The following is a 23,104-nucleotide window of genomic DNA, read 5'->3' on the forward strand; positions in this document are numbered from 1 at the left end:
GGGCACCACCCCCCCACCTCCCCCAAAAAAGACCGGGGGAGGTTGGTTGCGGGGCAGGGGACCCGGTGCTTCGGCCGGTGTGGAGCGAGAGGCAGGCGCCCCCCTCCCCGGCCCTCCCCCGCAAACTGCGCGGGGGAGGGAGGTGCGATGCACCCTGTCGCAACGGGATCGAAGTTTATACCCTCTCCCGCTTGCGGGAGAGAGTGCGAGCCTGAGCGAGCGGGTGAGGGCCCCCGCGGACGCAGCGGGACGCCTGCTGAACCGCACGGAAGTTCTCCCCTCTCCGTGAGGAACGAACGGGGAGGGGGCGGGGCCGGGGGAGGGGCACCCCGCCGGGCGCCAGTTCGACCGAAGTCGCCGAGCCTCGATCCGTCGGCAACACCAACCTCCCCAAGGGTTTTTGGGGGAGATGCGAGCCTGAGCGAGCGGAGGGGGCGTACCGTGGGGCCTGCCTCTTGGCACCCATGCTCGCCGCTCCGGAAGCTATCGTTTTTTGAATCAGCAAACGCCCAACCCGACTCCCGACCGCCAGGAGAACCGATGAAGCTGCGCCACGTCCTCGTCTGTGCCCTCGTCCCGCTGACCGCCCTGGGCGCGTGCAAAAAGCGCCCGCAGACCGCGCCCACGCCCGATGGCGGCACCACGACCGTCGACGGGTCCGGCACCAGCCGCGAGGACAGCATCCGCGTGGCCGACGCGGAGCGCGAGCGGCTTGCGAACGAGCGGGCCGAGCGCGAACGCCTGGAACGTGAGCGGCTGGAGCGCGAAACCTCCGGCGCCCGCGAGGTGCTGACGGAGATCGTCTTCTTTGAGTACGACAGCGACCAGATCGGCAGCGAGGCCGAGGACAAGCTGCGCCTCAAGGCCGCCGTCCTGGCCGCCAACCCCAACGTGCGCCTGCGCATCGAGGGCCATGCCGACCAGCGGGGCTCCACCGAGTACAACCTGGCCCTGGCCCAGCGACGCGCTGAGGCCGTGCGCGCCTTCATGGCCAACTACGGCATCGACCCCGACCGCTTTACCACCGTCAGCATGGGCAAGGAGCGCCCGCTGGTGGAGGGCGACGACGAAGAGGCGTGGTCGCGCAACCGGCGCGCGGAGTTCGGCATCATCGGCGGGCAGGTGACGGTGGTGCCGGAGGAGCTGCGATGATCCGCCGCCTCGTTCTGATCGCCGCGCTGCTGCCGCTGGCGGCGTGCGTGGCCACCAAGCAGGACGTGGAAGAGCTGCGGCTGGACATGACCGCCCAGCGCGCCCACCAGGACTCGCTCTTTCGCGCCCTCATCTCGCGCACCGAGGCCATGCTGGACTCGCTGAGCGACCAGAACGTGCGCCTGCGCGGCGACTTTGCCAACCGGCTGCTGGCCATCGACCGCCAGCTGGTGCAGATCCAGGAGCTCAGCGGGCAGAACCAGGCCCAGCTGGCCGGCCTGCGCCAGCAGATCGAGCAGAGCGCCACCGAGGCCCGCCGTGCGCAGGAAGCCGCCGCGGCCGCCGCCCGCGACAACGGCGGGGATGAAGGCGGGGCCGAAGAGGGCGGCGACCCGCAGGAGCTGTACGACGCCGCGCTGGGCGCGCTGCGCCGCGGCTCGGTGAGCACCGCGCGCAGCGGGTTCGAGGAGCTTCTGCGCGCCAACCCGCAGCACCGGCTGGCCCCGGACGCGCAGTACAACATTGGCCAGAGCTACGAGCAGGGGCGCGAACCCGCCAACGCCATCACCGCCTACGCCCGCGTCGTGGAGCTGTATCCCACGTCACCCAGGGCCGCCGCGGCGCTGCTGCGGATGGGGCGGCTGGAGCTTGGGCGCGGGAATCGCACACAGGCGCGCACCCACTTCAACGCGGTGGTGTCGCGGTACGCGCGCAGCACCGAGGCGGGCGAGGCGCGGACGGAGCTGCAGCGGATGGGGTCGCGATGAACCGCCGGTCCGGAGCGGGGTTCTAGGCCCGTGCGCTGCCCCTTCTGCCATCATACCGACGACCGCGTGGTCGACTCGCGCAGCGTGCGCGAGGGCCGCGCCGTGCGCCGCCGCCGCGAGTGCCTGCGGTGCGAACGGCGCTTTACCACGTACGAGTACATCGAAGAGCGGCCGCTGCAGGTGCTCAAGCGCGACGGCGAGCGCGAGCCCTACGACCGCAGAAAGCTGCTCACCAGCATTCGCACCGCCACCGCCAAGCGCCCGGTGAGCCCCACCGAGATCGACCGTGTGGTGGAGGACATCGAGCGCGAGCTGGACCGGCGCGAGAGCGGCGAGGTGGAAAGCCAGGAGCTGGGGCAGATGGTGATGGACCGCCTCAAGTCGCGCGACCACATCGCCTACGTTCGCTTCGCCAGCGTTTACCGGAATTTCCAGGATCCCGAGGAATTCTACCACGAGTTCCGGGACCTGGCCGACCGGCAGGCGCAGCGCGAGATGCACCGCGCGCACTACGAGCTGCCGCTGGACCCCGCCTCCGAGGCGGCGGACAACACCGCCGCGGACGCGGACGAACGACCGTGACCCGCCTCTGACGTCTGCCGCCACGGGAGCAGAGATCCTGCGGGACGCGTCGCACCGTACTCTGTGCGGACGCGTTGCCCGGATTCAGCCGGCGTGGGTGTTTGGTTAGGATTGTGTGTCGGCGGGGCTGGCGGGCGCCCGGGGGCTTGCCACCGGTCCCGTTCAGGCTGAACGTAGATGCTCGGCGCGGCGCCGTTGCTGGAACCACGGCGTCGCGTCGTGGCGCCGTTGTGCCCGGCTGGCCGGTTCCGGTGGTGGGCCGGCACGGCGGCGCCGGGAACTGCGTCCCCGCCAATCTCCGTGGATGATCGAAGGATTGAAGGATAGCTGGCACGGCGGCGCCGGGAATTGCGTCCCCGCCTATCTCCGTGGATGATCGAAGGATTGAAGGATAGATGAGCATGCTGGGACGCAACCCGGGCGAGATGCCCTTTCTGGACCACCTCGAGGAACTGCGCTGGCGGGCCCTGTGGAGCCTGCTGGCCATCGTCGTGGGGGCCATCGTCGGCTTTATCCTGGTGGACAGGATGGAGGCGATGACGCTGCTCATCCGCCCCATCGAGCCGTTCCTGGAAGGGGGCAAGCTCAAGTACCTCAGCCCCACCGACCCGTTTTTCGTGACGCTCAAGCTGTCGCTGATCGCGGGGCTGGTGCTGGCGTCGCCCATCGTCATCTACCAGATCTGGTCGTTCCTGGCGCCGGCGCTCATGCCGTCGGAAAAGAGGGTGATCGTCCCCGCGCTGTACATGGGCGTGGTGCTGTTTCTGGGCGGCGTGGTGATGAGCTACAAGATCGTGCTTCCCATGACGCTCCGGTTCACCATGGGCTTTCAGACGGAGTTCCTGGAGCAGTCCATCGTGATCGGCCCGTACATGGCCATGGTCACGCGGCTGCTGCTGGCGTTCGGCATCGTCTTCGAGCTGCCGGTAGTGATTTTGATCCTGTCGGCGCTGGGGCTGGTGACGCCCGAGTTCCTGGCCAGCAAGCGCCGCCACGCCGTCGCGGGCATCACCATCCTGGCCGCCGTACTCACCCCCGGCGACGTGATCACCGTCACCCTCATGATGATGGCGCCGCTGGTGCTGCTGTACGAGTTCAGCATCATCCTGTCGCGCGTGGTCACCCGCCGCCGGCGCGTTGCCGAGGCGGCGGCCGGCGCGCAGGCGTAAGCGAGGTCCCCGTGCTTCCTCTGCTTCCGATCCGGACCGTGAAGTCCATCGTCCGCGGCCGTTCGCGCGCGGCCCTGATCGTTGCCGCGCTGGCGCTGCTGGCCGTGCCGGCGGCGGCGCAGGACATCCCCACCGGACCCCGCAGCCGCGTTACGCCCGGGCGCCCGCCCAGCGATGCGCGTCCCACGCGGCAGCCCGCGCGCGACACGGTGCCACAGGACAGCGGCACCGCCCGCCCGGTGGTGCAGGACAGCGCCATCGACGCGCTGCTGCGCCTGCCCGGCTACGTGCCGGTGGAGTACCAGGGCGACAGTGCGCAGTTCGACAACCGCGAGCGCACGCTGCGGCTGCGCGGCAGCCCGGTGGTCACCCGTGGCTCGGACAAGATCGAGGCGCGCGACAGCATCGTGTACCGCGAGCGCAGCGACTTTGTGGAGGTGTACGGCGACCCGCGCGTCACGGGCGAGGGGCAGGACATCGAGGGCGAGGTCATCTTCTACGACCTGGCCAACCGCCGCGCCAGCGTGCAGAACGCGCGGACGACGGTGACGGAAGGCGCCACCTGGTACGTGCAGGGGAACGTAACCACCGAGAACCAGGGCGAGCGGGTGTACGCCACGGGCGGCACCTTTACCTCCGACGACCGCGAGGAGCCGGCGTACTTCTTTCGCGCCTCGCGGCTCAAGGTGATCAAGAACCGGGTGCTGGTGGGGCGGCCGGCGTACCTGGTGTTCCGCGGCGTTCCCGTGTTCGTGCTCCCCTTTATCGTGCAGGACCTGGGGCGCGGGCGGCGCAGCGGATTTCTGATCCCCGAGTTCGAGATCAACGACCTGGTGCGCACCGACCAGCGCGGCCGCGGCACGCGCGGCACGGGGCGGCAGATCGGCAACGTGGGCTACTACTGGGCCATCAACGAGTACATGGGGCTGCAGGCGGCGCTCAACTGGCGCAGCCAGTCGTGGGTGGGGCTTGACGTGGGGTACCAGTTCAACTGGGCGCGCAAGTTCCTGTCGGGCAACGCCAGTCTGCAGCGCTTCTGGCGCGACGAGGGCGCCAACCAGTTCAACCTGCTGGGCAGCGGAAGCTGGAAGCCCAACGAGCGCACCGACATCAGCACGGCCATCAACTACGCCAGCAGCACGCAGTTCGAGCGCGACCGCATTATCGACCCGTTCCGGCAGACGTCGGACGTGAGCAGCACGCTCTCTTTTTCGCGGCGGATGGACTGGGGCACGCTGACCTCCGGGGCGGAGCTGCGGCAGTCCATCGCCACCGGCGACAACAACCTGCGTACGCGGCTCAGCCTCAGCCCCGAGACCATCACCCTGTTCGGCACGCCGGAGGGCGCGGAGCCGCGCTGGTACAACGACGCGGCGCTCACCATCACCATGGACGGCAGCGCGGACCGCGTGTCGCCGGGCGACGCGCTTACGCGGCGGCAGCAGGGGCAGCAGAACGCGGACGCCAGCGTGAGCGGCAGCGTGCGCTTTGGACCCATCAGCGTGGCGGGGACCACGCGCTACAACCGCCAGTCGCGCGGCGAGCTGGCGGCCGTCGACACCGCCCAGCTGGTGGACGGCGTGGAGACGGGGCGCGCGGCCTTCCTGCCCGGCTACGGGACGGAAACCCTGGACTGGGGCGCCAGCACGGGATACGAGTTCCGGCTGATCGGCTCCACGCGCCTTACCCCCAGCATCAGCCTTTCGCAGCAGGTGGTGCGGCGCGATACGGCGTTCGACGGCGGGCTGGCGCCGGGCCCCATCAACCTGCAGCGCTACGGCCAGTTTGTGGCCGGCCAGCCCCGCGTGAACTTTGGCGCCGGCCTGCGCACGGAATTGTTCGGGTTCTTTCCCGGCATTGCCTCGTATTCGGCGATCCGGCACCACCTGTCGCCGGCGCTAAGCTACCGGTTTACGCCCCAGGTGGTGCAGAACAGCCTGCAGAACGCGGTGTTCGGCACGCAGGAGGCGCGCGAGCAGAACGAGGTGACGTTCACGCTCAACCAGACTTTCGAAGGCAAGCTGCGCGCGCCGCGCCGGGGCAACGAGGAGCGCGGCGGCACGGGCAACCCCCAGGGCGCCGAGACCGGCAACCCCGGCGCGCAGACGGACACGGCCAACGCCCAGCTCAACCCGAACCAGGCCACCCTGCGCGACACCGCCAGCGCCGGCGCGCCCGGGGCGGACAGCGCGGGCGCGGCGGCGCCGGAGCAGGCGGAGAAGGTCACGCTGCTGGCCATCAACACCTCGTCGCTGGTGTACAGCTTTGTCCCCGACCTGTTTGGCCGGCGCTTTACCACGGCTGACCTCACCAACAGCATTCGCTCGGACCTGCTGGGCGGGCTTAACTTCACCATCTCGCACGACCTGTTCAGGGAGGAGCTGGGTGAATCCACCGACCCCCTGGGCGGGGGCGCCGGTCTGCTGGGCGGCGGGCGGCGCACCTTTTCGCCCTTCCTTACCGGCGTGCAGACGTCGCTGAGCTTTGGCGCGGGGTCGGCACTGTTCCGGTACCTGGGCTTTAGCCGGGCCACGGAGGAAGAGCGGCGCGGCGAGCGCGGCCAGACGCCGTCGGAAGAAGGCGTTCCCACGGCGGAGCCGCCGGGCTCGCAGACCTCCACCGGCCGGCCGATGGGGACGGGCGGCGGATCGTGGAACGTGTCGCTGAGCTACTCGCTGCGCCGCACCCGCCCGCTGGCGGTAGGCGAGCTTGCGCGCGCGGACGGCGGCAACCAGCAGATCTCGGGGAACGTCAGCTTCTTTCCCACCCGCAACTGGGCGGTGAGCTGGTACACGGACTACTCGGTGACCGACAACGAGTTCGGCACGCACGTGCTCAACTTCAAGCGCGACCTGTACCGCTGGCAGGCCAACTTCGACTTCGTGCGCGCGCCCAACGGCAACACGTCGTTCTCCTTTTCCGTGCACCTGCAGGACCTGCCGGACCTGAAGGCGGACTACAGCCGGCAGAATCTCGGGGCGGACCGGCCGGACGTGGACAACGACCGGTGAGGGTGTGAGGGTGTGAGGGTGTGAGGGTGTGAGGGTGAACGGGTGAACGGGTGAACGGGTGAACGGGTGAACGGGTGACGGTGGTGAGCGGCCTCACACCGATCCCGACGTTGACTTGCTGAGGGAGGCGCCACGTGGGAACATCCCCTGGCGCCGCAACCGTGGCGCCGACTGAAGGACCTCCTCTCCCGGTGCACGGGACCCGTCGCGTACCACGATGCTCTCAGATACCGAATCCGGAAAAGCAACATCGGAAGGTACAGGGGGACCGAGAACAGCCAGAGGAACAGAGGTGATCCGCATTCCTCCTCTGTTCCTCTGGCTGTTGTCCGTTCCTCTGTATCCTGACCTCTGTTCTGAAGCCTCGCCGCTCGTGTCCCCTTCCGGTGACGGAGGATCGCCGTACCTGCGAGACACCCGGGACAGGGACGGATCAGGGGCAAAATCATCAAGTGATTGTGATCCAATGACTTGGGATGCGGCCTTCGATTGTCCTCGCTCGGCGCGGGCATTGCCTCCCGGAATGGCCGGAGCAGTTGGCATCCGCACTCGTGTTGAAAGATCTTCCCATGAAGACCATCGCCAGAACGTACATTGCCGCGGCGGGCCTGCTGCTGGCCGCGGCCTGTGAAACCAACCCCAACGTCGTCATCGTCAATCCGGATGACCCGCCGGGAATGCCGACCGACCTGTTTGCCACCTACGCCTGGGTGCTGGAAGACTTCCAGAACGGCCAGCCCGTGGGATACCCCTCGGTGCAGGTGACCTGGCTTCCGCCCAGCGACTGGGACGACGAGGTGTTCCGCGTGTACGGCAAGCGCGCCTCGGACGCGGGCTTTACCCTGGTCGCCACCGTGACCTCGTGCTCGGACGCGGGCTGCGTGTACACCGACCGCAACGTGCAGCCCGGCGGCAACTACGAGTACTACGTCGCCGCGTACGACGAGAGCAGCGACCTGCAGACGGAGTCGGACTTTCGCGACGTGGTGACCGTGCCCGGCACGCCGCGGCCCGCGGCGCCCACCGGCCTGGACGGCGTGGGGCTGGACAACGCCGCCTTTGTGCGCTGGACCGCCAACCCGGCCAACGGCAGCAGCGTGTCGCGCTACGTGGTGTACCTTACCAGCGTGGACGGCGAGGCCTCGCTGTACCAGGCCGGGCAGACGGACGGCAACGGCTTTCTGGACCAGCGCGCCGAGAACGGCTCGCGCTTTGGCTACCGCATCGCCGCGCTGGACTCGCTGGGCCACTACAGCAACCTGAGCAGCGAGGTGTTCGTCTCGCCGCGGCCGGACTTTTCGGGTGAGCTGGTTTACGCGCTGGCCGACAGCGCCGCCCTCAGCGGCTTCCGCTTTCAGTCCGACGAGGCGGACTACCCGGTGATGAGCGGGACCTCCGCCAGCGCGCACTGGCGGCTGGAGAGCGACGTGAACGGCTGGCGCATCGTGCCGCTTAACGGCACGCAGGTCACGGAGTGGGGCCGCACCACGGCCCTGGTCTGCGGCCCCGGCGCCGACGCCGAGTGCACGGCCGCCCGCACGGCGCCCACCGCCGGCTACACCACGTCGCCGATCGGCGTGGACGCGGAGTACAGCTACGTATTCCGCGTGACGGGCAGCGACGGCCAGCCGCACGTTGCGGTGCTGCGGGTGACCATGCTGGGCACCCACGACGGCAAGGACCTGATGATCTTTGACTGGGCGTACCAGACGCGGCCCAACGAGCCGCAGCTCTCGGTCGGCGCCCGCTGACCGGCACGATCATCGGCGGATGAAAAGCGGAGGCTGCTTCGGCGGCCTCCGCTTGCTGCATCCGTCATCATGACCTCCATCGACCGCAGGGCCCTGAACGAACGGGTGTCACGCGGAGACGCGGAGGACGCGAGGCGCGGAGAACTTCTCCGTGTGTCCGCGCCCTCCGCGTTTCCGCGTGAGACCTGCAATTCCGCGACTGGGCATGATCAAAGGGAAGGCGCAGCCAATGACGTTCACTCCGTTGACTCTTGATACCGGGAGCGGCCGCTGGTATATCGGGCGGCGCGTGGTTGCGCGGAGGGCGAGGAACGCGTATCGCTGTTCGCTGTCTTTCTGAATTTTCGCGGAACGGGTCGAGGAGGAGGGGTGGATGAACGTTTTTGTGACGGGGGCAACGGGGTACATTGGCACGGCCGTGGTGGAGGCGCTGCGGGTGGAGGGGCACGACGTAAGCGGCCTGGCGCGCTCCGTCGAGGCGGCGACAAAGCTCGAAGCCATGGGCGTGGAGGTGGTGTGGGGCTCGCTGACGGAACTGTCGGCGCTGTACCGGGGCGCGCGGGCGGCGGACGCGGTGATCCACCTGGGGGCGACGGGGCAGGAGGACCAGGCGGAGGTCGACACCGCCGCGGTAAGCGCCATGCTGAACGCGGTGGAAGGGACGGGAAAGCCGTTCATCTACACCAGCGGCATCTGGGTGCTGGGCGACACGGGTGGCCGGGTGGCGGATGAGGACGCGCCGCTGCACCCCACCGAGATCGTGGCGTGGCGCGCGGAGGTGGAGCGCACGATGCGCGACGCGGCGGCGTGGGGGATCCGCTCCGTGATCGTCCGCCCGGCGGTGGTCTACGGCCGCGGCGGGGGGACGCCGGGGATGTTCGTCTCCGCCGCGCGGCGCAAGGGCGTCGTGCGCTACGTGGGCGACGGAACGCAGCGCTGGCCGTTCGTGCACGTGGACGACCTGGCGGCGCTGTACGTGCTGGCCGTCGACGCGCCCACCGACACGGTGCTGAACGCGGCGGACGGCCCCGCGCTTTCCGTCCGCGACGTGGCCCAGGCCGCCGCGCAGGCCAACGGCGCGGAGACCGAATCGTGGCCGCTGGACGAGGCGCGCGAGAAGCTGGGCCCCTACGCCGACGCGCTGGCGCTGGACCAGCAGATTTCCTGCGAGCACGCCCTTGGCCTGGGATGGAGGCCGTCGCGCCCCTCCGTGATCGACGAGCTTCGCACCGGCTCATACGCCCCGGAGTGATCCGGCCGGCACCCGGGCCTGCCTCGCACTGACGCACTCCCTCACTAACGCACTAACGCACTAACGCACTAACGCACTAACGCACTAACGCACTAACGCACTCCCTCCCTCCCGCACGTGCCCCCGGCGGTTGTCCCGGCCGCCGGGGGCGTCTATTTTCCGGGACTTTCCCGCCCAGAACCGCAAAGGACCATGCCCCACCGGATCGAGATCGACGGAGACACCCTTACGCTGGACGACATCGAGCTCGTCGCCACCGATCCGCGCACGCAGGTCGCCTTTGCGCCGGGGACGGAGGCGCGGATGCAGCGCTCGCGCGACGTGGTGGAGCGCGCGCTGGCGGAAGGGGCTACGGTCTACGGCGTGACGACCGGCTTTGGGCGGCTGGCGGAGACGCCGATCGCGGCGGACCGGCTGGAGGAGCTGCAGATCAACCTCATCCGCAGCCACGCGTGCGGCTTTGGCCCGCCGCTGAGCCGCGCCGAGACGCGCGCGATGATGCTGCTGCGGGCCAACGTGCTGGCCAAGGGCTTCTCCGGCATTCGCCCCGTGGTGGTGCAGCGGCTGCTGGACATGCTGAACGCCGGCGTGCACCCCGTGATCCCCGAGCAGGGCTCCGTGGGCGCGTCGGGCGATCTGGCGCCACTGTCGCACCTGGCGCTGGTGCTGGTGGGCGAGGGCGAGGCGGAGGTGGGCGGCGAGGTGCTGCCGGGGGCGGAGGCGATGCGCCGCGCGGGGCTGGAGCCGGTGCGGCTGCAGGCCAAGGAGGGGCTGGCGCTGAACAACGGCACGCAGTTCATGGCCGGGATCGGCGCGCTGCTGCTGAAGGGCGCGGAGCGGGTGGTAGAGGCGGCCGAGGTGGCGGGCGCCATGTCGCTGGAGGGGCTGATGGGGACGCCGGACGCGTTCCATCCCGCCATCATGCGCGCCCGCCCGCACCCCGGCCAGGCCGCCAGCGCCCAGCGGCTGCGCACCCTGCTGGCCGACAGCGAGATCCGCGAATCGCACCGCTACGGCGACCCGCGGGTGCAGGACGCGTATTCCATCCGCTGCATGCCGCAGGTGCACGGCGCCGCGCGCAACGCGCTGGCGTACGTCCGCCAGGTGCTGGAGACCGAGTGCAACAGCGCCACCGACAACCCGCTCATTTTTCCCGACGAAGGGGAGAACGGGCTGGTGATCAGCGGCGGCAACTTTCACGGCCAGCCGGTGGCGCAGGTGCTGGACCTGCTGGCCATCGCGCTCACCGACCTGGCCTCCATCTCCGAGCGTCGCACGGAGCGGCTGGTGAACCCCGACCTTTCGGGCGACCTGCCGGCGTTTCTGACGCGCGACCCCGGCGTGTGCTCGGGGTTCATGATCGCGCAGATCACGGCGGCGGCGCTGGCGAGCGAGAACAAGGTGCTCAGCCAGCCCGCCAGCGTGGACAGCATTCCCACCGGGGCCAACAAGGAAGATCACGTGTCGATGGGCGCCCACGGCGCCATCAAGGCCCGCCGCGTGCTGCGCAACACGGAGGCGGTGCTGGGGATCGAGCTGTTGTGCGCCGCGCAGGCGCTGGAGTTCCGCAAGCCGCTGCGCCCTGGGCGCGGCGTGGAGCGCGCGTACGACACGCTCCGCGAGCGCATCGGCCCCCTGGACGGGGACCGCGTGCTGGCGCCAGACATCGAAACCGCCGCCGCGCTGGTGCGCGAGGGCGTTCTGGTCGATTGGTAGCGCTGCGCCGGCTGGCGGCTGGCGAGCCGCTTGTAAGTGAACGCGGATCGGGTGATCTTGAGTACGGGGCCCGCCCACAGCCCGGCAACTTCACGGAGGGAGAGACGATGAGCACACACCCGGCAGTCCGCGAATGGACGTACGCGGAGTTCGCCCGTCTCCCCGATGATGGCAATCGCTACGAAGTCATCGCCGGAGAACTGTACGTGACGCCAGCACCCGGCCGTTTTCATCAGAAGGTATCCGCCCGCCTCGTCCACCTGCTCGAGGCCTTTTGCCAGGAGCACGGGGCCGGCGAAGTCTACGCCGCGCCCTTCGACGTGATCTTCGCGAAAGGCGACTACGTGGAGCCAGACCTGGTCTTCGTTCGCGCGGAGAACGCGGATGCAGTGCTCGACGACCGTGGAGTGGTGGGCACGCCCGATCTGATCGTGGAGATTCTGTCCGACAGCACGGAGCTCCGCGATCGCGGAATCAAGCGCGAGCGGTATGCCGGTTATGGAGTGCCCGAGTACTGGATTGTGGACGCGGACGAGAAGCAGGTGGAGGTGTATCGCCTGATTTTCGACGAACTGAGGCGGGTGGCGGTGGAGGATGACGCACTCCGCTACCGTCCCACGCCCGGCGGTCCGGAACTCGTGATCGACGTGCAGCACCTGTTCCGGCCCGCGAACGATTACACCAAGCCGCGGTTCACGAGCTGAGCTGGTCGTATCCGCCGAACAGACGCTGCAGGAGCCGCGCGATGAACAACGTGATGGCTGCGCAAGCCGGGTGGAGCTACACGGATTCCGATTGGCTCCTGGACGAGCACGGGAAGTTCGAGATCATTAACGGTGGGCTGTACCTGACACCCTGGCTCTCGCCGGCTCACCAGGATCTCAGCGCGGGCGTGTTCGTGGAACTGAGCGCGTTCGCCAAGCGGGAGCGTGTGGGAAGGGTGCTCTTTCGGCCGCCGCTGGTGTTCGCCGACGCCGATTACCTGGTACCCGATATCGCCGTCTTCCCAGGCCGGCGGGCGCCGTATGCCAGCGCGAAGACCGGGCCCCTCGTCCAACTGGTGGTCGAAGTGCTGTCGGAGTTCACCGAAACCCGCGACCGGGGAATCAAGCGCGAGTGTTATGCGCGCCACGGAATACCAGAGTACTGGATCGTCGATCCGTTCCGGCCTCGAATCGAAGTCTATCGGCTGCAGGAGGATGCGGATCAGCCGATCGCAGTCGCGGATCGCGTGCGCTGGCAGCCGGCAGAGGGTGGGGCGGTGCTCGAACTTGTGATGAGCGAGTTGCTGTCCGATCTGGAGTAGCCCGAATGCTGATCGACCTCCGTATCTCCTGCACCTGCGAACGACCGCTCACCCGCGGCCGCGCCAGGCATTGTCATCACGGACGGACGAACTATAACCAGACGTTATAGTTCATCCGTTTTCAATCCAAACGCACGCACATGACCACCGCCACTCTCGCCGAACCACGCACCGTCCGCGCGCCGCGCGGAAACGAGCTTTCCTGCCGCGGCTGGCAGCAGGAGGCCGCGCTGCGCATGCTGATGAACAACCTGGACCCCGACGTGGCCGAGCGGCCGGACGATCTCGTCGTCTACGGCGGCACGGGGCGCGCGGCGCGGTCGTGGGAGGCGTTCGACGCCATGGTGCGCACCCTTCGCACGCTGGCGGACGACGAGACCATGCTGGTGCAGAGCGGCAAGCCGGTGGGCGTGTTCCGCACGCACACGCACGCGCCGCGCGTCCTGATCGCCAACAGCAACCTGGTGCCGCGCTGGGCGGACTGGGAAACGTTCCGCGAGCTGGAGCGGCAGGGGCTGACGATGTACGGCCAGATGACGGCCGGATCGGGGATCTACATCGGCACTCAGGGGATTTTGCAGGGGACGTACGAGACGTTTGGCGCGGTGGGGCGGCAGCACTTTGGCGGCTCGCTGCGCGGAACGTGGACGCTCACCGGCGGAATGGGCGGGATGGGCGGCGCGCAGCCGCTGGCGGTGACGATGAACGAGGGCGCGGTGCTGTGCGTGGAGGTGGAGCCGTGGCGCATCGAGCGGCGCATCCAGACGCGCTACTGCGACCGCATGACGCACGATCTGGACGAGGCGCTGGGCTGGATCATGGACGCGCGCAACCGGGGCGAGCCGCTGTCCGTGGGCCTCGTGGGCAACTGCGCGGAGGTGCTGCCGGAGCTGGTGCGGCGCGGGGTAACGCCGGACGTGGTGACGGACCAGACCAGCGCGCACGATGCGCTGAACGGCTACGTCCCCGCCGGGCTCACGACGGAGGAGGCGGACGCGCTGCGGATCGCGGACCCCGCGGAGTACCAGCGGCGCTCGATGGAGAGCATGCGCGTGCACTGCGAGGCGATGGTGGAAATGCAGCGCCGCGGCGCCATCACCTTCGACTACGGCAACAACCTGCGCGGGCAGGCCCGGGACGCCGGGTACGCCGACGCGTTCGCCTTTCCCGGCTTTGTCCCCGCGTACGTGCGGCCGCTGTTCTGTGAGGGGAAGGGGCCGTTCCGCTGGGTGGCGCTCAGCGGCGATCCGGCCGACATCCACCGCACGGACGAGCTGGTGCTGGAGCTGTTTCCCGAGGACGAGCACCTGCGGCGCTGGATCACGCAGGCGCGGGAGAAGGTGGCGTTCCAGGGGCTGCCGTCGCGCATCTGCTGGCTGGGGCAGGGGGCGCGCGCCCGGTTTGGCGTGGCGCTGAACGATCTGGTGGCGTCGGGCGAGCTTTCGGCGCCGATCGTGATCGGGCGGGACCACCTGGACACGGGGTCGGTGGCGTCGCCGTTCCGCGAGACGGAGGCCATGAAGGACGGCAGCGACGCCATCGCCGACTGGCCGATCCTGAACGCGCTGGTGAACGTGGCCAGCGGCGCCTCGTGGGTATCGTTTCACCATGGCGGCGGGGTGGGGATCGGCAACTCGCTGCACGCGGGGCAGGTGATCGTGGCCGACGGCACCCCGGAAATGCGCGAGCGGCTGGAGCGCGTGCTGACCAACGACCCCGGGATGGGGGTCATCCGCCACGCGGACGCGGGATACGACGACGCGGTGGAGACGGCGCAGCGGGAGGGGGTTCGCATCCCCATGCGCGAGGGCATGGCGGGCGGGTGAGCGCCGCGCGGCGGCCGCATCGCCCTCCCTGGCGCGCTCCGCCGTGAGCGGCACGCCGGCGAACGCGTTCGTCACGCGCGACGGCGTGCGGCTGCACGTGCTGCGCTGGGAGGGAGGCGGCCCCGGCCTGGTGCTGCTGCCGGGGCTGGGGCAGAGCGCGCACGTGTTCCGCGAGCTGGCCCCGGCGCTGGCGGGCGACTTTCGGGTGATCGCGGTCACGCCGCGCGCGCACGGCCACTCGGCGACGCCCGCCGGCGGCTACACGGTGGAAAGCTTTGCGGACGACGTGCGGGCGGTGATGGATGGCCACGGGCTGGAACGCGCCATCGTCGTCGCCCACTCGCTTTCGGGAACCGTGGCGACGCGGCTGGCGGTGCGCAGCCCGGAGCGGGTGCGCGGGATCGTGTACCTGGACGCGCTGCACGACTACGCGCGCTGGGGCGAGGTGATGACGCAGAACCCGTTTCCGCCGCCGCCGCGCCCCGACTTCGGGGACCGCGAGGGGACGCGCGAGTGGATGAGCCGCTACGTCCCCGGATTCTGGTGCCCCGCGCTGGAGGCGGACCTGATGGCCCACCCCGGTGGCGATACGGCCGCGTGGCGGTGGGAGCTGCTGATGGGGCTGCTGGACGACGCGGGGCTGCACGCCACGCCGTACGCGGCGCTCCGCTGCCCGGCGCTGGCGCTGGTGGCGGACGAATCCGTGCAGACGCAGTTCGGCTGGCGGATGCCGATGTCGCGCGCGGACCTGCAGCGTGCCGAGGCGTACCTGCGCACGGTGCGCGAGCCGTGGCGGCGCACGTCGGAGGCGCGCTTTCTCGCCGAGGCGCCGAGCGGCCGCGTGGTGGCCGTCGACGGCGGGCACTACTTCTACCTGACGACGCGCGAGCGGGTGGCGGCCGAGATCCGCGCCTTCGCATCATCCCTCACCCCCCTCCCGACGTGACGCACGGCACCGGGTACGTGGACCCCGCCTACCTGGACGCCGCGGCGCGCCTGGCGGCGGAGGGAAAGCGGCGCAGCTACGAACGGCTGCGGCTGTCCGCCGGCGCGTCGGTGCTGGACGTGGGGTGCGGTCCGGGGACGGACACGCTGCCGCTGGCGGAGATCGTGGGGCCGTCGGGGCACGTCGCCGGCATCGACCGCGACCCGGAGATGGTGGCGGAGGCGGACCGGCGCGCGCGTGCGGCCGGCGTCGACCGGCGGGTGGAGCACCGGGTGGGCGACGCGACGGCGCTTCCGTTCGCGGATGGCGCGTTCGACGGGGTGCGCAGCGAGCGGCTGCTGCTGCACCTGGCGGAGCCGGAGCGCGCGGTGGCGGAGATGGTGCGGGTGACGCGCCCCGGCGGATGGGTGGTGCTGGTGGACACGGACTGGGGGACGCGCTCGGTCGATACGCCGGAGACGGAACTGGAGCGGCGGATGGCGCACGTGCTGGCGGAGCTGTGCCTGGCCAACGGCTACTCCGGGCGGCGGCTGTACGGGATGGCGAAGCGCGCCGGACTGGCGGACGTCACGCCGGAGGCGCTGCCGCTGTACGTGACCGACTACGCGCTCTGGCGGCTGCTTTCGCGGCTGGACGTGGCGGGGGAAGAGGCGGTGCGCGCCGGCGTGATGACGGCGGACGAGGTGCGCCGGCTGGACGAGAGCTGGCGGGCGCTGGGCGAGGCGGGGACCTTCTTTGCGCTCACCACGCTGGTCCTGGTTTCCGGACGTCGCGAGTAATCGTGCGCGTCCGCAAAAAGAATGGGGCTCACGCAGAGTCAGCAGAGTTAGCAGAGTTTTACGTGCCGGTTCCTCCGATTCGTGTCGAGTTCACAACAAGATAGGCCTCACACGGAGTCAACGGAGTTAACGGAGTTTGCTCGTGCCGTTTCCTCGTCCGACGCGGCACCAGCCGGATTGGGGATGTCGGGAACGGGAGGTAGAATGAATGCGGCAGGGGGCCATCCGCGTTTTTCTGACGGGCATGAGGATCGGCGGATGAGCTTCCGAAGCGGCGGAGCGCACGCCGATCGGATCACCTGATGCGCGATCTTGAGAGCCCTCTGCCGACTCGACCGCCGAGGTGAGTGGCAGGGCGTCGGCATCTTCGTCCACATCCACGATCAACTGACCGGGCATTGAAGTCACAGATCCCGCGCCTGTCGTCGCGCACGATCGTTACGCTGCTGGCGCTGGCGGGCACGGCGGCGTGCGCGCCGACGGTTACGCACGGGCCGGCGGTGCTGGGGGGCACGCACGTGGTGGTTACCGCCGGGGCGGGCTTCTCGCCGTGCGACACCCTGACGTGCGACCTGGCGCTGATTCCGCAGGGGGCGCTGGGCGTCCACACCGGGCGCGCGGCCAGCGGCACCCGCCCCGGCTACCAGGTGGGCGTGAACGGGTCCATCAACCTGATCTCGTCGGAGCTGGACCTGTACGTGCAGGCGCCGACACGCGTGTCCCCGCTGGACATGGGCGCCGGCGTGCTGCTGGGCGGCACGCACGCCATGCCGTACGTGCAGGCCGGGCGCATGCGGGCCAAGGATGGGTCCGGGTTCTACACCACCCAGGGCTTCGTGTGGATGTACCGGCGGCCGCCGGACTACGTCCTGTCCAGCTCCGAACCGCGCGACGCGGGCGAACCGGACGAGCTGGCGCCGCGCTACTGGGCTCCCGCCATCGCCTACCGCACCGGCGGGAACCACGGGCTGCATCTGTACGTCTCCGGCGCCTTCGGGACGGCGCGGGCGTACGCGTTCCCCGCCGACAGCAGCGTGGACATGGTGCGGCTGAACGACCAGCCCGTGCGCACGCTGATGGCCGGCGTGGTGTTCGAGGGCATACCCCGCGACCTGCTGGGGGCGCTGATCCCCCTGTTGACCCCCTGACTTCCCGCGACGCCGTGGAACTGAAGATCGAGCGCCTGTCCAAGACGTATCCCAACGGCGTGCACGCCCTGCGCGACGTGTCGCTGACCATCGCGCCGGGGATGTTCGGGCTGCTGGGGCCCAACGGGGCGGGCAAGAGCACGCTGATGCGCATTCTGGCCACGCTGCAGGAGGCGGACAGCGGCCGCGCGGCACTGGGCGACATCGACGTGCTGCGCGACAAGGAATCCGTGCGCCGCACGCTGGGCTACCTGCCGCAGGAGTTTGGCCTGTACCCGCGCGCCACGGCGGAGGAGATGCTGGACCACTTCGCCGTGCTCAAGGGGGTCACGGACGGCCGCGAGCGGCGCGAAACCGTGCGCTCCCTGCTGGAGCAGACCAACCTGTGGGACGCGCGCGGCCGGCGGCTGGGCACGTTCAGCGGCGGGATGCGGCAGCGCTTCGGGATCGCGGTGGCGCTGATCGGCAACCCGCGGCTGATCATCGTGGACGAGCCCACTGCGGGGCTGGACCCCGCGGAGCGCGCGCGTTTTCTGAACCTGTTGAGCGAGCTGGGCGAGAACGCCGTCGTCATCCTGTCCACGCACATCGTGGAGGACGTGAGCGACCTGTGCCAGCGGATGGCCATCATCCGCCAGGGCGAGATCCTGCTGGAGGCCGAGCCGCAGGCGGCGGTGCGCGCCGTCCGCGGCCGCGTGTGGCGCCGCGAGGTGGCGCGCGAGGAGCTTAAGGCGTTCGAGGCGGAGCACGTCGTCATCTCCACCACGCTGGTCGGTGGACGCACGGTGGTGCACGTGCACGGCGACGCGCCGCCGGACGACAGCTTTCAGCCGGTGGAGCCGGACCTGAAGGACGTCTACTTCACCGTGATGCGGGGGATCGGCATCGCCCGCCCCAGGCCGGTGATGGTGCGGCTCGACGAGGACGCGGCGCGCGGTGGGGATGACGTGCATCCTGGCGACTCCGCGTGGGGCGGAGACGACGCGCATCCCGGCGCTTCGATGCGGGGCGGGGACGTCGCGCGATCCGATGATTCCGCGCCGGCGCGGATCGATCCCGCCCGTCCCGCCGCGGCTGAAGACGACGTGCCGCCGTCCGACGATCCTCCGCCTCCACTTCCGTCGGCTGAAGACGATACGCCGCGCAAGGAAGAGGACCCGTGGGCGCTGTTCCGCCGGCCGGGGTCGTCGGCATGAAGACGCTGTGGTTGATCGCGAAGTACGAGGTGCGAAGCGAGCTGCGGCTGATCAGCACCTGGGTGTACGCCGGGCTGCTGTTCGCGCTGACGTTCGTGATGATGGCGGCGATGGCGGGCGTGTGGCCGGACTTCGACCTGGGCTCGCGGGTGCAGCTGGCCAACGCGCCCCGGCCGCTGGCCAACCTGATCGCCGTGATCTCCATCCTGGCCGTCCCCATCACCAGCGCGCTGGCGGGGCGCGCCGTGCACCGCGACTTCGAGACGCGCATCCACCCGCTGTTCTTTACCACGCCGGTGAGCAAAACGGCGTACATGGGCGGGCGCTACCTGGGAACGGTCGTCACCAACCTGCTGGTGTTCCTGGCCATTCCGCTGGGGGCGATGGTGGCGGCGGCCATGCCGTTCACCGACGCGGACCGCATTGGCCCGTTTCGCCTGGACGCGTACGCGGCGCCGTTCGCGCTGGTCGTGATCCCCAACGTGCTGCTGACGGCGGCGCTGTTCCTGGTGCTGGCGGCGCTCACCCGGCGCGTGCTGGCCAACCAGGTGGGCGGCATGGTGCTGCTGCTGGGGTGGACGGTGTCGCGCCTGTTCGCCAGCGCCATCGATGAAGACTGGGTGACGCACCTGTCCGACCCGTTTGGCGCGGCGCCGCTGCGCTGGGCCACGCGCTACTGGACGGTGGCGGAGCAGAACGCGCTCGGCATCCCCCTTACCGCGCCGCTGCTGGCCAACCGTGCTCTCTGGCTGGCGGTGGGCCTGGGCATCCTCGCGTACGGCATCCACCAGTTCCGCTTCGCCCAGTTCGCGAAGGAAGATACGGGACGTCCGCCGCAGGGTGCGGGCGAAGAAGCGCCGTGGCTGGCGGCGCGGCTCACGCTTCCGCAGCCCCGGCGCTTCTTTGGCACACGGGCGCAGCTGACGCAGCTGGCGGCGGTCACGCGCGACGGCACGCGGCGCATCCTGCGCGGGGTGTGGTTCTGGATTCTGGCGGGCGTGTGCGTCTCCTTCGTCCTCATCATGGCGACGGAGCTGGGGAGCATCTACGGCACCGAAACCTTTCCGGTAACCTACCAGGTGCTGGAGATGCTGGGCGGGATGTTCGCGCTGTTCCTGGTCATCATCATCACCATCTACGCCGGAGAGCTGGTGTGGGAGGAGCGCGAGACGGGCGCGGCGCAGATCCACGACGCGCTCCCCGTGCCTACCTGGATTCCGTTCCTGGCCAAGACGCTGGCGCTGGTGGCCATGTGCGCGGTGCTGCTGGGGGTGGCGATGGTCACGGGGATGCTGGTGCAGGCGGCCAAGGGCTACTTCCGCTTCGAGCCGGTGCTGTACCTGCGCGAGCTGTTCGGGATGGCGCTGCCCAACCTGGCGCTGCTGGCGGTGCTGATGATGACCATCCAGTCGCTGGTGAACCACAAGTACGTGGGACACCTGCTGGCCATCGTCTTTTACGTGGGCGCGCCCTGGCTGCACGGCACGGTGCTTCCCCACAACCTGTTCCACTACTCGTTCACGCCCGAGACGTTCTACAGCGACATGAACGGGTACGGCCACACGGTGCAGCCGTTCTGGTGGTACACGCTGTTCTGGGCAGGCGTGGCGGTGCTGCTGGCGGTGGCGAGCAACCTGTTCTGGGTGCGGGGGATGGAGACGGGCGGCCCGTGGCGCATGCGGCTGGCACGGGCGCGCTTTCGCCGTCCGGCGCTGATGGCGTCGGCGCTGGCCCTGGCGCTGATCCTGGGGACGGGCGGCTTTATCGTCTACAACACGGTGCAGCTGAACGAGTGGGAGACGGCGGACGAGGGGGAGCGGATCACCGCGGAGTACGAGAAGCGGTACAAGCGCTTCGAAACGCTGCCGCAGCCCCGCGTTACCGCCGTCACGCTGGACGTGGACATCTATCCCGAGCGGCGCGACCTGCGCGTGCGCGGCACGTACCGGCTGGTGAACCGCGGCGGCCGGCCGGTGGACCAGGTGCACGTGGACCTGCTGAACACGCTCATCATCCGCCGGATGGAGCTGGGCGTGCCCGCGCGGCGCATCATCGCGGACAGGGAGAAGGGCTACTACGCCTATCGCCTGGCCCGCCCGCTGGCGCCGGGCGATTCCACGGAGCTGCGCTTCGAGGTGGCGCACGACGCGCGCGGGTTCGAGGACGAGCCGTCGTTCTTTCCCGTGGTGGAGAACGGGACCTTTTTCAACAGCCAGTACCTTCCCGGCATCGGCTACAACGCCGAGGGCGAGCTGACGGACGAGGGTGCGCGCGAGCGGCACGGCCTGCCCCCGCGCCCCCGCGTGGCGGCGATCGACGATCCCCGCGGCCGGGCGCGCAACTTCATCTCGCGCGACGCGGACTGGATCCGCTTCGCGGCCACGGTGTCGACCTCCGCGGACCAGACGGCGCTGGCGCCGGGGCGGCTGGAGCGGGAGTGGCGGCAGGGCGGCCGGCGGTACTTCCGGTACGTGATGGACGTGCCGATGCTGAACTTCTACGCGTTCCTGAGCGCGCGGTACGCGGTAAAGAAGGACCGCTGGAAGGGCGTGGAGATCGAGGTCTTTCATCACCCGGGACACGAGTACAACGTGGACCGGATGATCAAGGCGGTAAAGGCGTCGCTGGACTACTACACGCGCTGGTACGGCCCTTACCAGCACAGCCAGGTGCGCATCGTGGAGTTTCCGCGTTACGGCGACTTTGCGCAGTCGTTCGCGGGGACCATCCCCTACAGCGAGGGGATCGGCTTTATCGCCGACGTCAAGGCGGACGACATCGACTACCCGTTCTTCGTCACGGCGCACGAGGTGGCGCACCAGTGGTGGGGACACCAGGTGGTGGGCGCCGACGTGCAGGGCAGCGCCATGCTGAGCGAAACGCTGTCGGAGTACGGCGCGCTGATGGTGATGGAAAAGGAGTACGGGCGCGGGCAGATCGGCCGATTCCTTCGCCACGAGCTGGACGGCTACCTGCAGGGGCGCACCACGGAGCGCCGCGCGGAGATGCCGCTGGCCCTGGTCGAAAACCAGCAGTACATCCACTACAACAAGGGCGCGCTGGCGATGTACGCGCTGCGCGACTACGTGGGCGAGGAGCGGGTGAACGGCGCGCTGCGGGCGTTCATCACCGAGGCGCGTGGGATGCGCGGCCGCTATCCCACGTCGCAGGACCTGCTGCGCCACCTGCGCGCGGCCACGCCCGACTCGCTGCAGCCGGTGGTCGAGGACCTGTTCGAGACGGTGACGCTGTGGGACCTGCGCGCCACCCGCGCGGAAGGGACGGACCTGGGCGACGGCCGCTACCAGGTGGACGTGACGGTGACGGGGCGCAAGCTGCGCGCGGGCCCGCTGGGCGACGAGACGCCGGTGCCGATGGACGACCTGGTGGAGATCGGGGTGTTTGGCGCGGATGAGGAGGAGCCGATCTCGCTGCGCAAGTTTCGCTACGACGGCCGCCAGCGCACCTTCCGCATCGTCGTGGACGAATGGCCGCGGCGGGCCGGCATCGACCCGCTGCACAAGCTGATCGACCGCGAGGTGGACGACAACGTGGCGGGGATCACCCGCCGCCCCGGCACGCCCGTTCCCCGCCGCACCCCGGCGGACACCGGCCGGCGGAACGGCTCGCGTCCGCGGCCGCCCGGCACCGCCGACCCCGCGCAGGGCCGTCCGGCGCGGCCGTGACGGAGCAGGAGAGCCTGCGGCCGGGGGACCGCGCCACGCGCAGGGTCCGGCAGCGGCTGCACCTGAAGGGCGAACTGATGCTGGCCGCGCTGCCCACGGCGACGGTGCTGCTGGTGCTGTTCATGGTGGAGGTGCTGAGCGAGCAGCGGCTGCTGTTCGCCTCGCTGGCGTCCAGCGCCTTCCTGATCTACCTGGACCCGGAGCACGGCACCAACCGCGTCCGCACGCTGGTCATCTCGCAGCTGGCGGCGGCGTTCATCGGGCTGGCGGGGTTCGTGGTGCTGGGGCCCGGCTACCAGGCGGCCGCGGTGGCGATGGTGCTGACCATCCTGTTGATGATCGTGACCGACGCCGTGCACCCGCCCGCCGTGAGCACCGCGCTGAGCTTTGCCCTGCGCGCGGGCGACGAGAGCAACGTGGCGCTGTTCGGGCTTGCCGTCGCCATCACCGCCGGGCTGGTGCTGATGCAGCGTGCCGCGATGTGGATGATGGGGCGATACGCGGCCACCAATCCATGACCGTGTCGCGGACACCCCGCGTTCGCGGTGCGCGGCGGGACCGTGCGCGGCGAGACCGCACGCCGCGTCCCGCTCTCGACACGACGAGGTAGGCTGGTGAGCACCAAAGGAGCGGTGTCGCACGGATTCAACGGAGCCAGCGGAGTCGGTCCATCCGCCAGCTCCGTTGCTTGTGCTTGAGAATACGGGACTTACGGCCGGTCTGCGGGGATGGCTCCGTGGCGGAAAACAGGTACGCGAGTTGGCGGGTCGCGGTTTGGAGGGATGCCGGGAGGTTTTTAGCTTTGGGGCATCGTTGA

At 69.8% G+C, this 23,104-nt stretch carries 16 protein-coding genes and 1 pseudogene; all 17 read left to right on the forward strand.

All coding sequences use genetic code 11. The annotated features are described in order from the left end of the window. The first annotated feature begins 540 nt into the window (after window positions 1-540). The 17 genes and pseudogenes from ACOJUJ_RS29825 (at window position 541) to ACOJUJ_RS29905 (ending at window position 22,805) form a co-directional block, all read left to right on the forward strand. A complete protein-coding gene (locus ACOJUJ_RS29825) occupies window positions 541-1,152 on the forward strand; it encodes an OmpA family protein (protein WP_420130576.1) in 612 nt (203 codons plus the stop codon). Further along, window positions 1,149-1,919, forward strand: a complete 771-nt coding sequence (gene ybgF / locus ACOJUJ_RS29830) for a tol-pal system protein YbgF (RefSeq protein ID WP_420130577.1) — start codon at window positions 1,149-1,151, stop codon at window positions 1,917-1,919. Before ACOJUJ_RS29825 ends, ybgF begins: the two co-directional genes overlap by 4 nt. A gap of 30 nt (window positions 1,920-1,949) precedes the next feature. Then, window positions 1,950-2,501 (forward strand): transcriptional regulator NrdR, encoded by a 552-nt coding sequence (gene nrdR / locus ACOJUJ_RS29835; protein ID WP_420130578.1) that lies wholly within the window; start codon window positions 1,950-1,952, stop codon window positions 2,499-2,501. A 395-nt stretch (window positions 2,502-2,896) separates the two neighbouring features. Continuing rightward, a complete protein-coding gene (tatC, locus tag ACOJUJ_RS29840) occupies window positions 2,897-3,670 on the forward strand; it encodes a twin-arginine translocase subunit TatC (RefSeq protein WP_420130579.1) in 774 nt (257 codons plus the stop codon). Window positions 3,671-3,708: 38 nt separating this feature from the next. Then, a complete protein-coding gene (locus ACOJUJ_RS29845; protein ID WP_420130580.1) occupies window positions 3,709-6,681 on the forward strand; it encodes a putative LPS assembly protein LptD in 2,973 nt (990 codons plus the stop codon). 569 nt (window positions 6,682-7,250) lie between these two features. Beyond that, window positions 7,251-8,432: a hypothetical protein gene (locus ACOJUJ_RS29850; protein ID WP_420130581.1), complete on the forward strand. Its 1,182-nt coding sequence runs from the start codon at window positions 7,251-7,253 to the stop codon at window positions 8,430-8,432. A gap of 373 nt (window positions 8,433-8,805) precedes the next feature. Then, complete coding sequence (locus tag ACOJUJ_RS29855) at window positions 8,806-9,684, forward strand: SDR family oxidoreductase (protein WP_420130582.1); 879 nt, start codon at window positions 8,806-8,808, stop codon at window positions 9,682-9,684. Window positions 9,685-9,876: 192 nt separating this feature from the next. Then, on the forward strand, window positions 9,877-11,400 hold the full coding sequence (hutH, locus tag ACOJUJ_RS29860; protein ID WP_420130583.1) for a histidine ammonia-lyase: 1,524 nt from the start codon (window positions 9,877-9,879) through the stop codon (window positions 11,398-11,400). 107 nt (window positions 11,401-11,507) lie between these two features. After that, entirely contained in the window at window positions 11,508-12,104 is a 597-nt protein-coding gene (locus ACOJUJ_RS29865; RefSeq protein ID WP_420130584.1) for a Uma2 family endonuclease, read from the forward strand. A gap of 41 nt (window positions 12,105-12,145) precedes the next feature. Further along, window positions 12,146-12,706 carry a Uma2 family endonuclease gene (locus ACOJUJ_RS29870; RefSeq protein ID WP_420130585.1) on the forward strand — a complete coding sequence of 187 codons (561 nt, stop codon included), beginning with the start codon at window positions 12,146-12,148 and terminating at the stop codon, window positions 12,704-12,706. A 140-nt stretch (window positions 12,707-12,846) separates the two neighbouring features. Then, on the forward strand, window positions 12,847-14,532 hold the full coding sequence (gene hutU, locus ACOJUJ_RS29875; protein WP_420130586.1) for a urocanate hydratase: 1,686 nt from the start codon (window positions 12,847-12,849) through the stop codon (window positions 14,530-14,532). Window positions 14,533-14,575: 43 nt separating this feature from the next. Further along, a complete protein-coding gene (locus ACOJUJ_RS29880; protein ID WP_420130587.1) occupies window positions 14,576-15,478 on the forward strand; it encodes an alpha/beta fold hydrolase in 903 nt (300 codons plus the stop codon). Then, window positions 15,475-16,257 (forward strand): methyltransferase domain-containing protein, encoded by a 783-nt coding sequence (locus ACOJUJ_RS29885; RefSeq protein WP_420130588.1) that lies wholly within the window; start codon window positions 15,475-15,477, stop codon window positions 16,255-16,257. Before ACOJUJ_RS29880 ends, ACOJUJ_RS29885 begins: the two co-directional genes overlap by 4 nt. 398 nt (window positions 16,258-16,655) lie before the next feature. Further along, window positions 16,656-17,405: a hypothetical protein gene (locus tag ACOJUJ_RS29890; RefSeq protein ID WP_420130589.1), complete on the forward strand. Its 750-nt coding sequence runs from the start codon at window positions 16,656-16,658 to the stop codon at window positions 17,403-17,405. Window positions 17,406-17,419: 14 nt separating this feature from the next. Next, window positions 17,420-18,283 (forward strand): annotated as a pseudogene (locus ACOJUJ_RS29895) (ABC transporter ATP-binding protein); the annotation flags it as partial. A gap of 281 nt (window positions 18,284-18,564) precedes the next feature. Continuing rightward, entirely contained in the window at window positions 18,565-22,287 is a 3,723-nt protein-coding gene (locus tag ACOJUJ_RS29900) for an ABC transporter permease/M1 family aminopeptidase (RefSeq protein ID WP_420130590.1), read from the forward strand. Further along, window positions 22,284-22,805, forward strand: a complete 522-nt coding sequence (locus ACOJUJ_RS29905; RefSeq protein WP_420130591.1) for an HPP family protein — start codon at window positions 22,284-22,286, stop codon at window positions 22,803-22,805. The genes ACOJUJ_RS29900 and ACOJUJ_RS29905 overlap by 4 nt, the downstream gene beginning before the upstream one ends. Window positions 22,806-23,104: the final 299 nt, after the last annotated feature.

It is taken from the genome of Longimicrobium sp. (assembly GCF_048594345.1).
Taxonomy (GTDB): Bacteria; Gemmatimonadota; Gemmatimonadetes; order Longimicrobiales; family Longimicrobiaceae; genus Longimicrobium.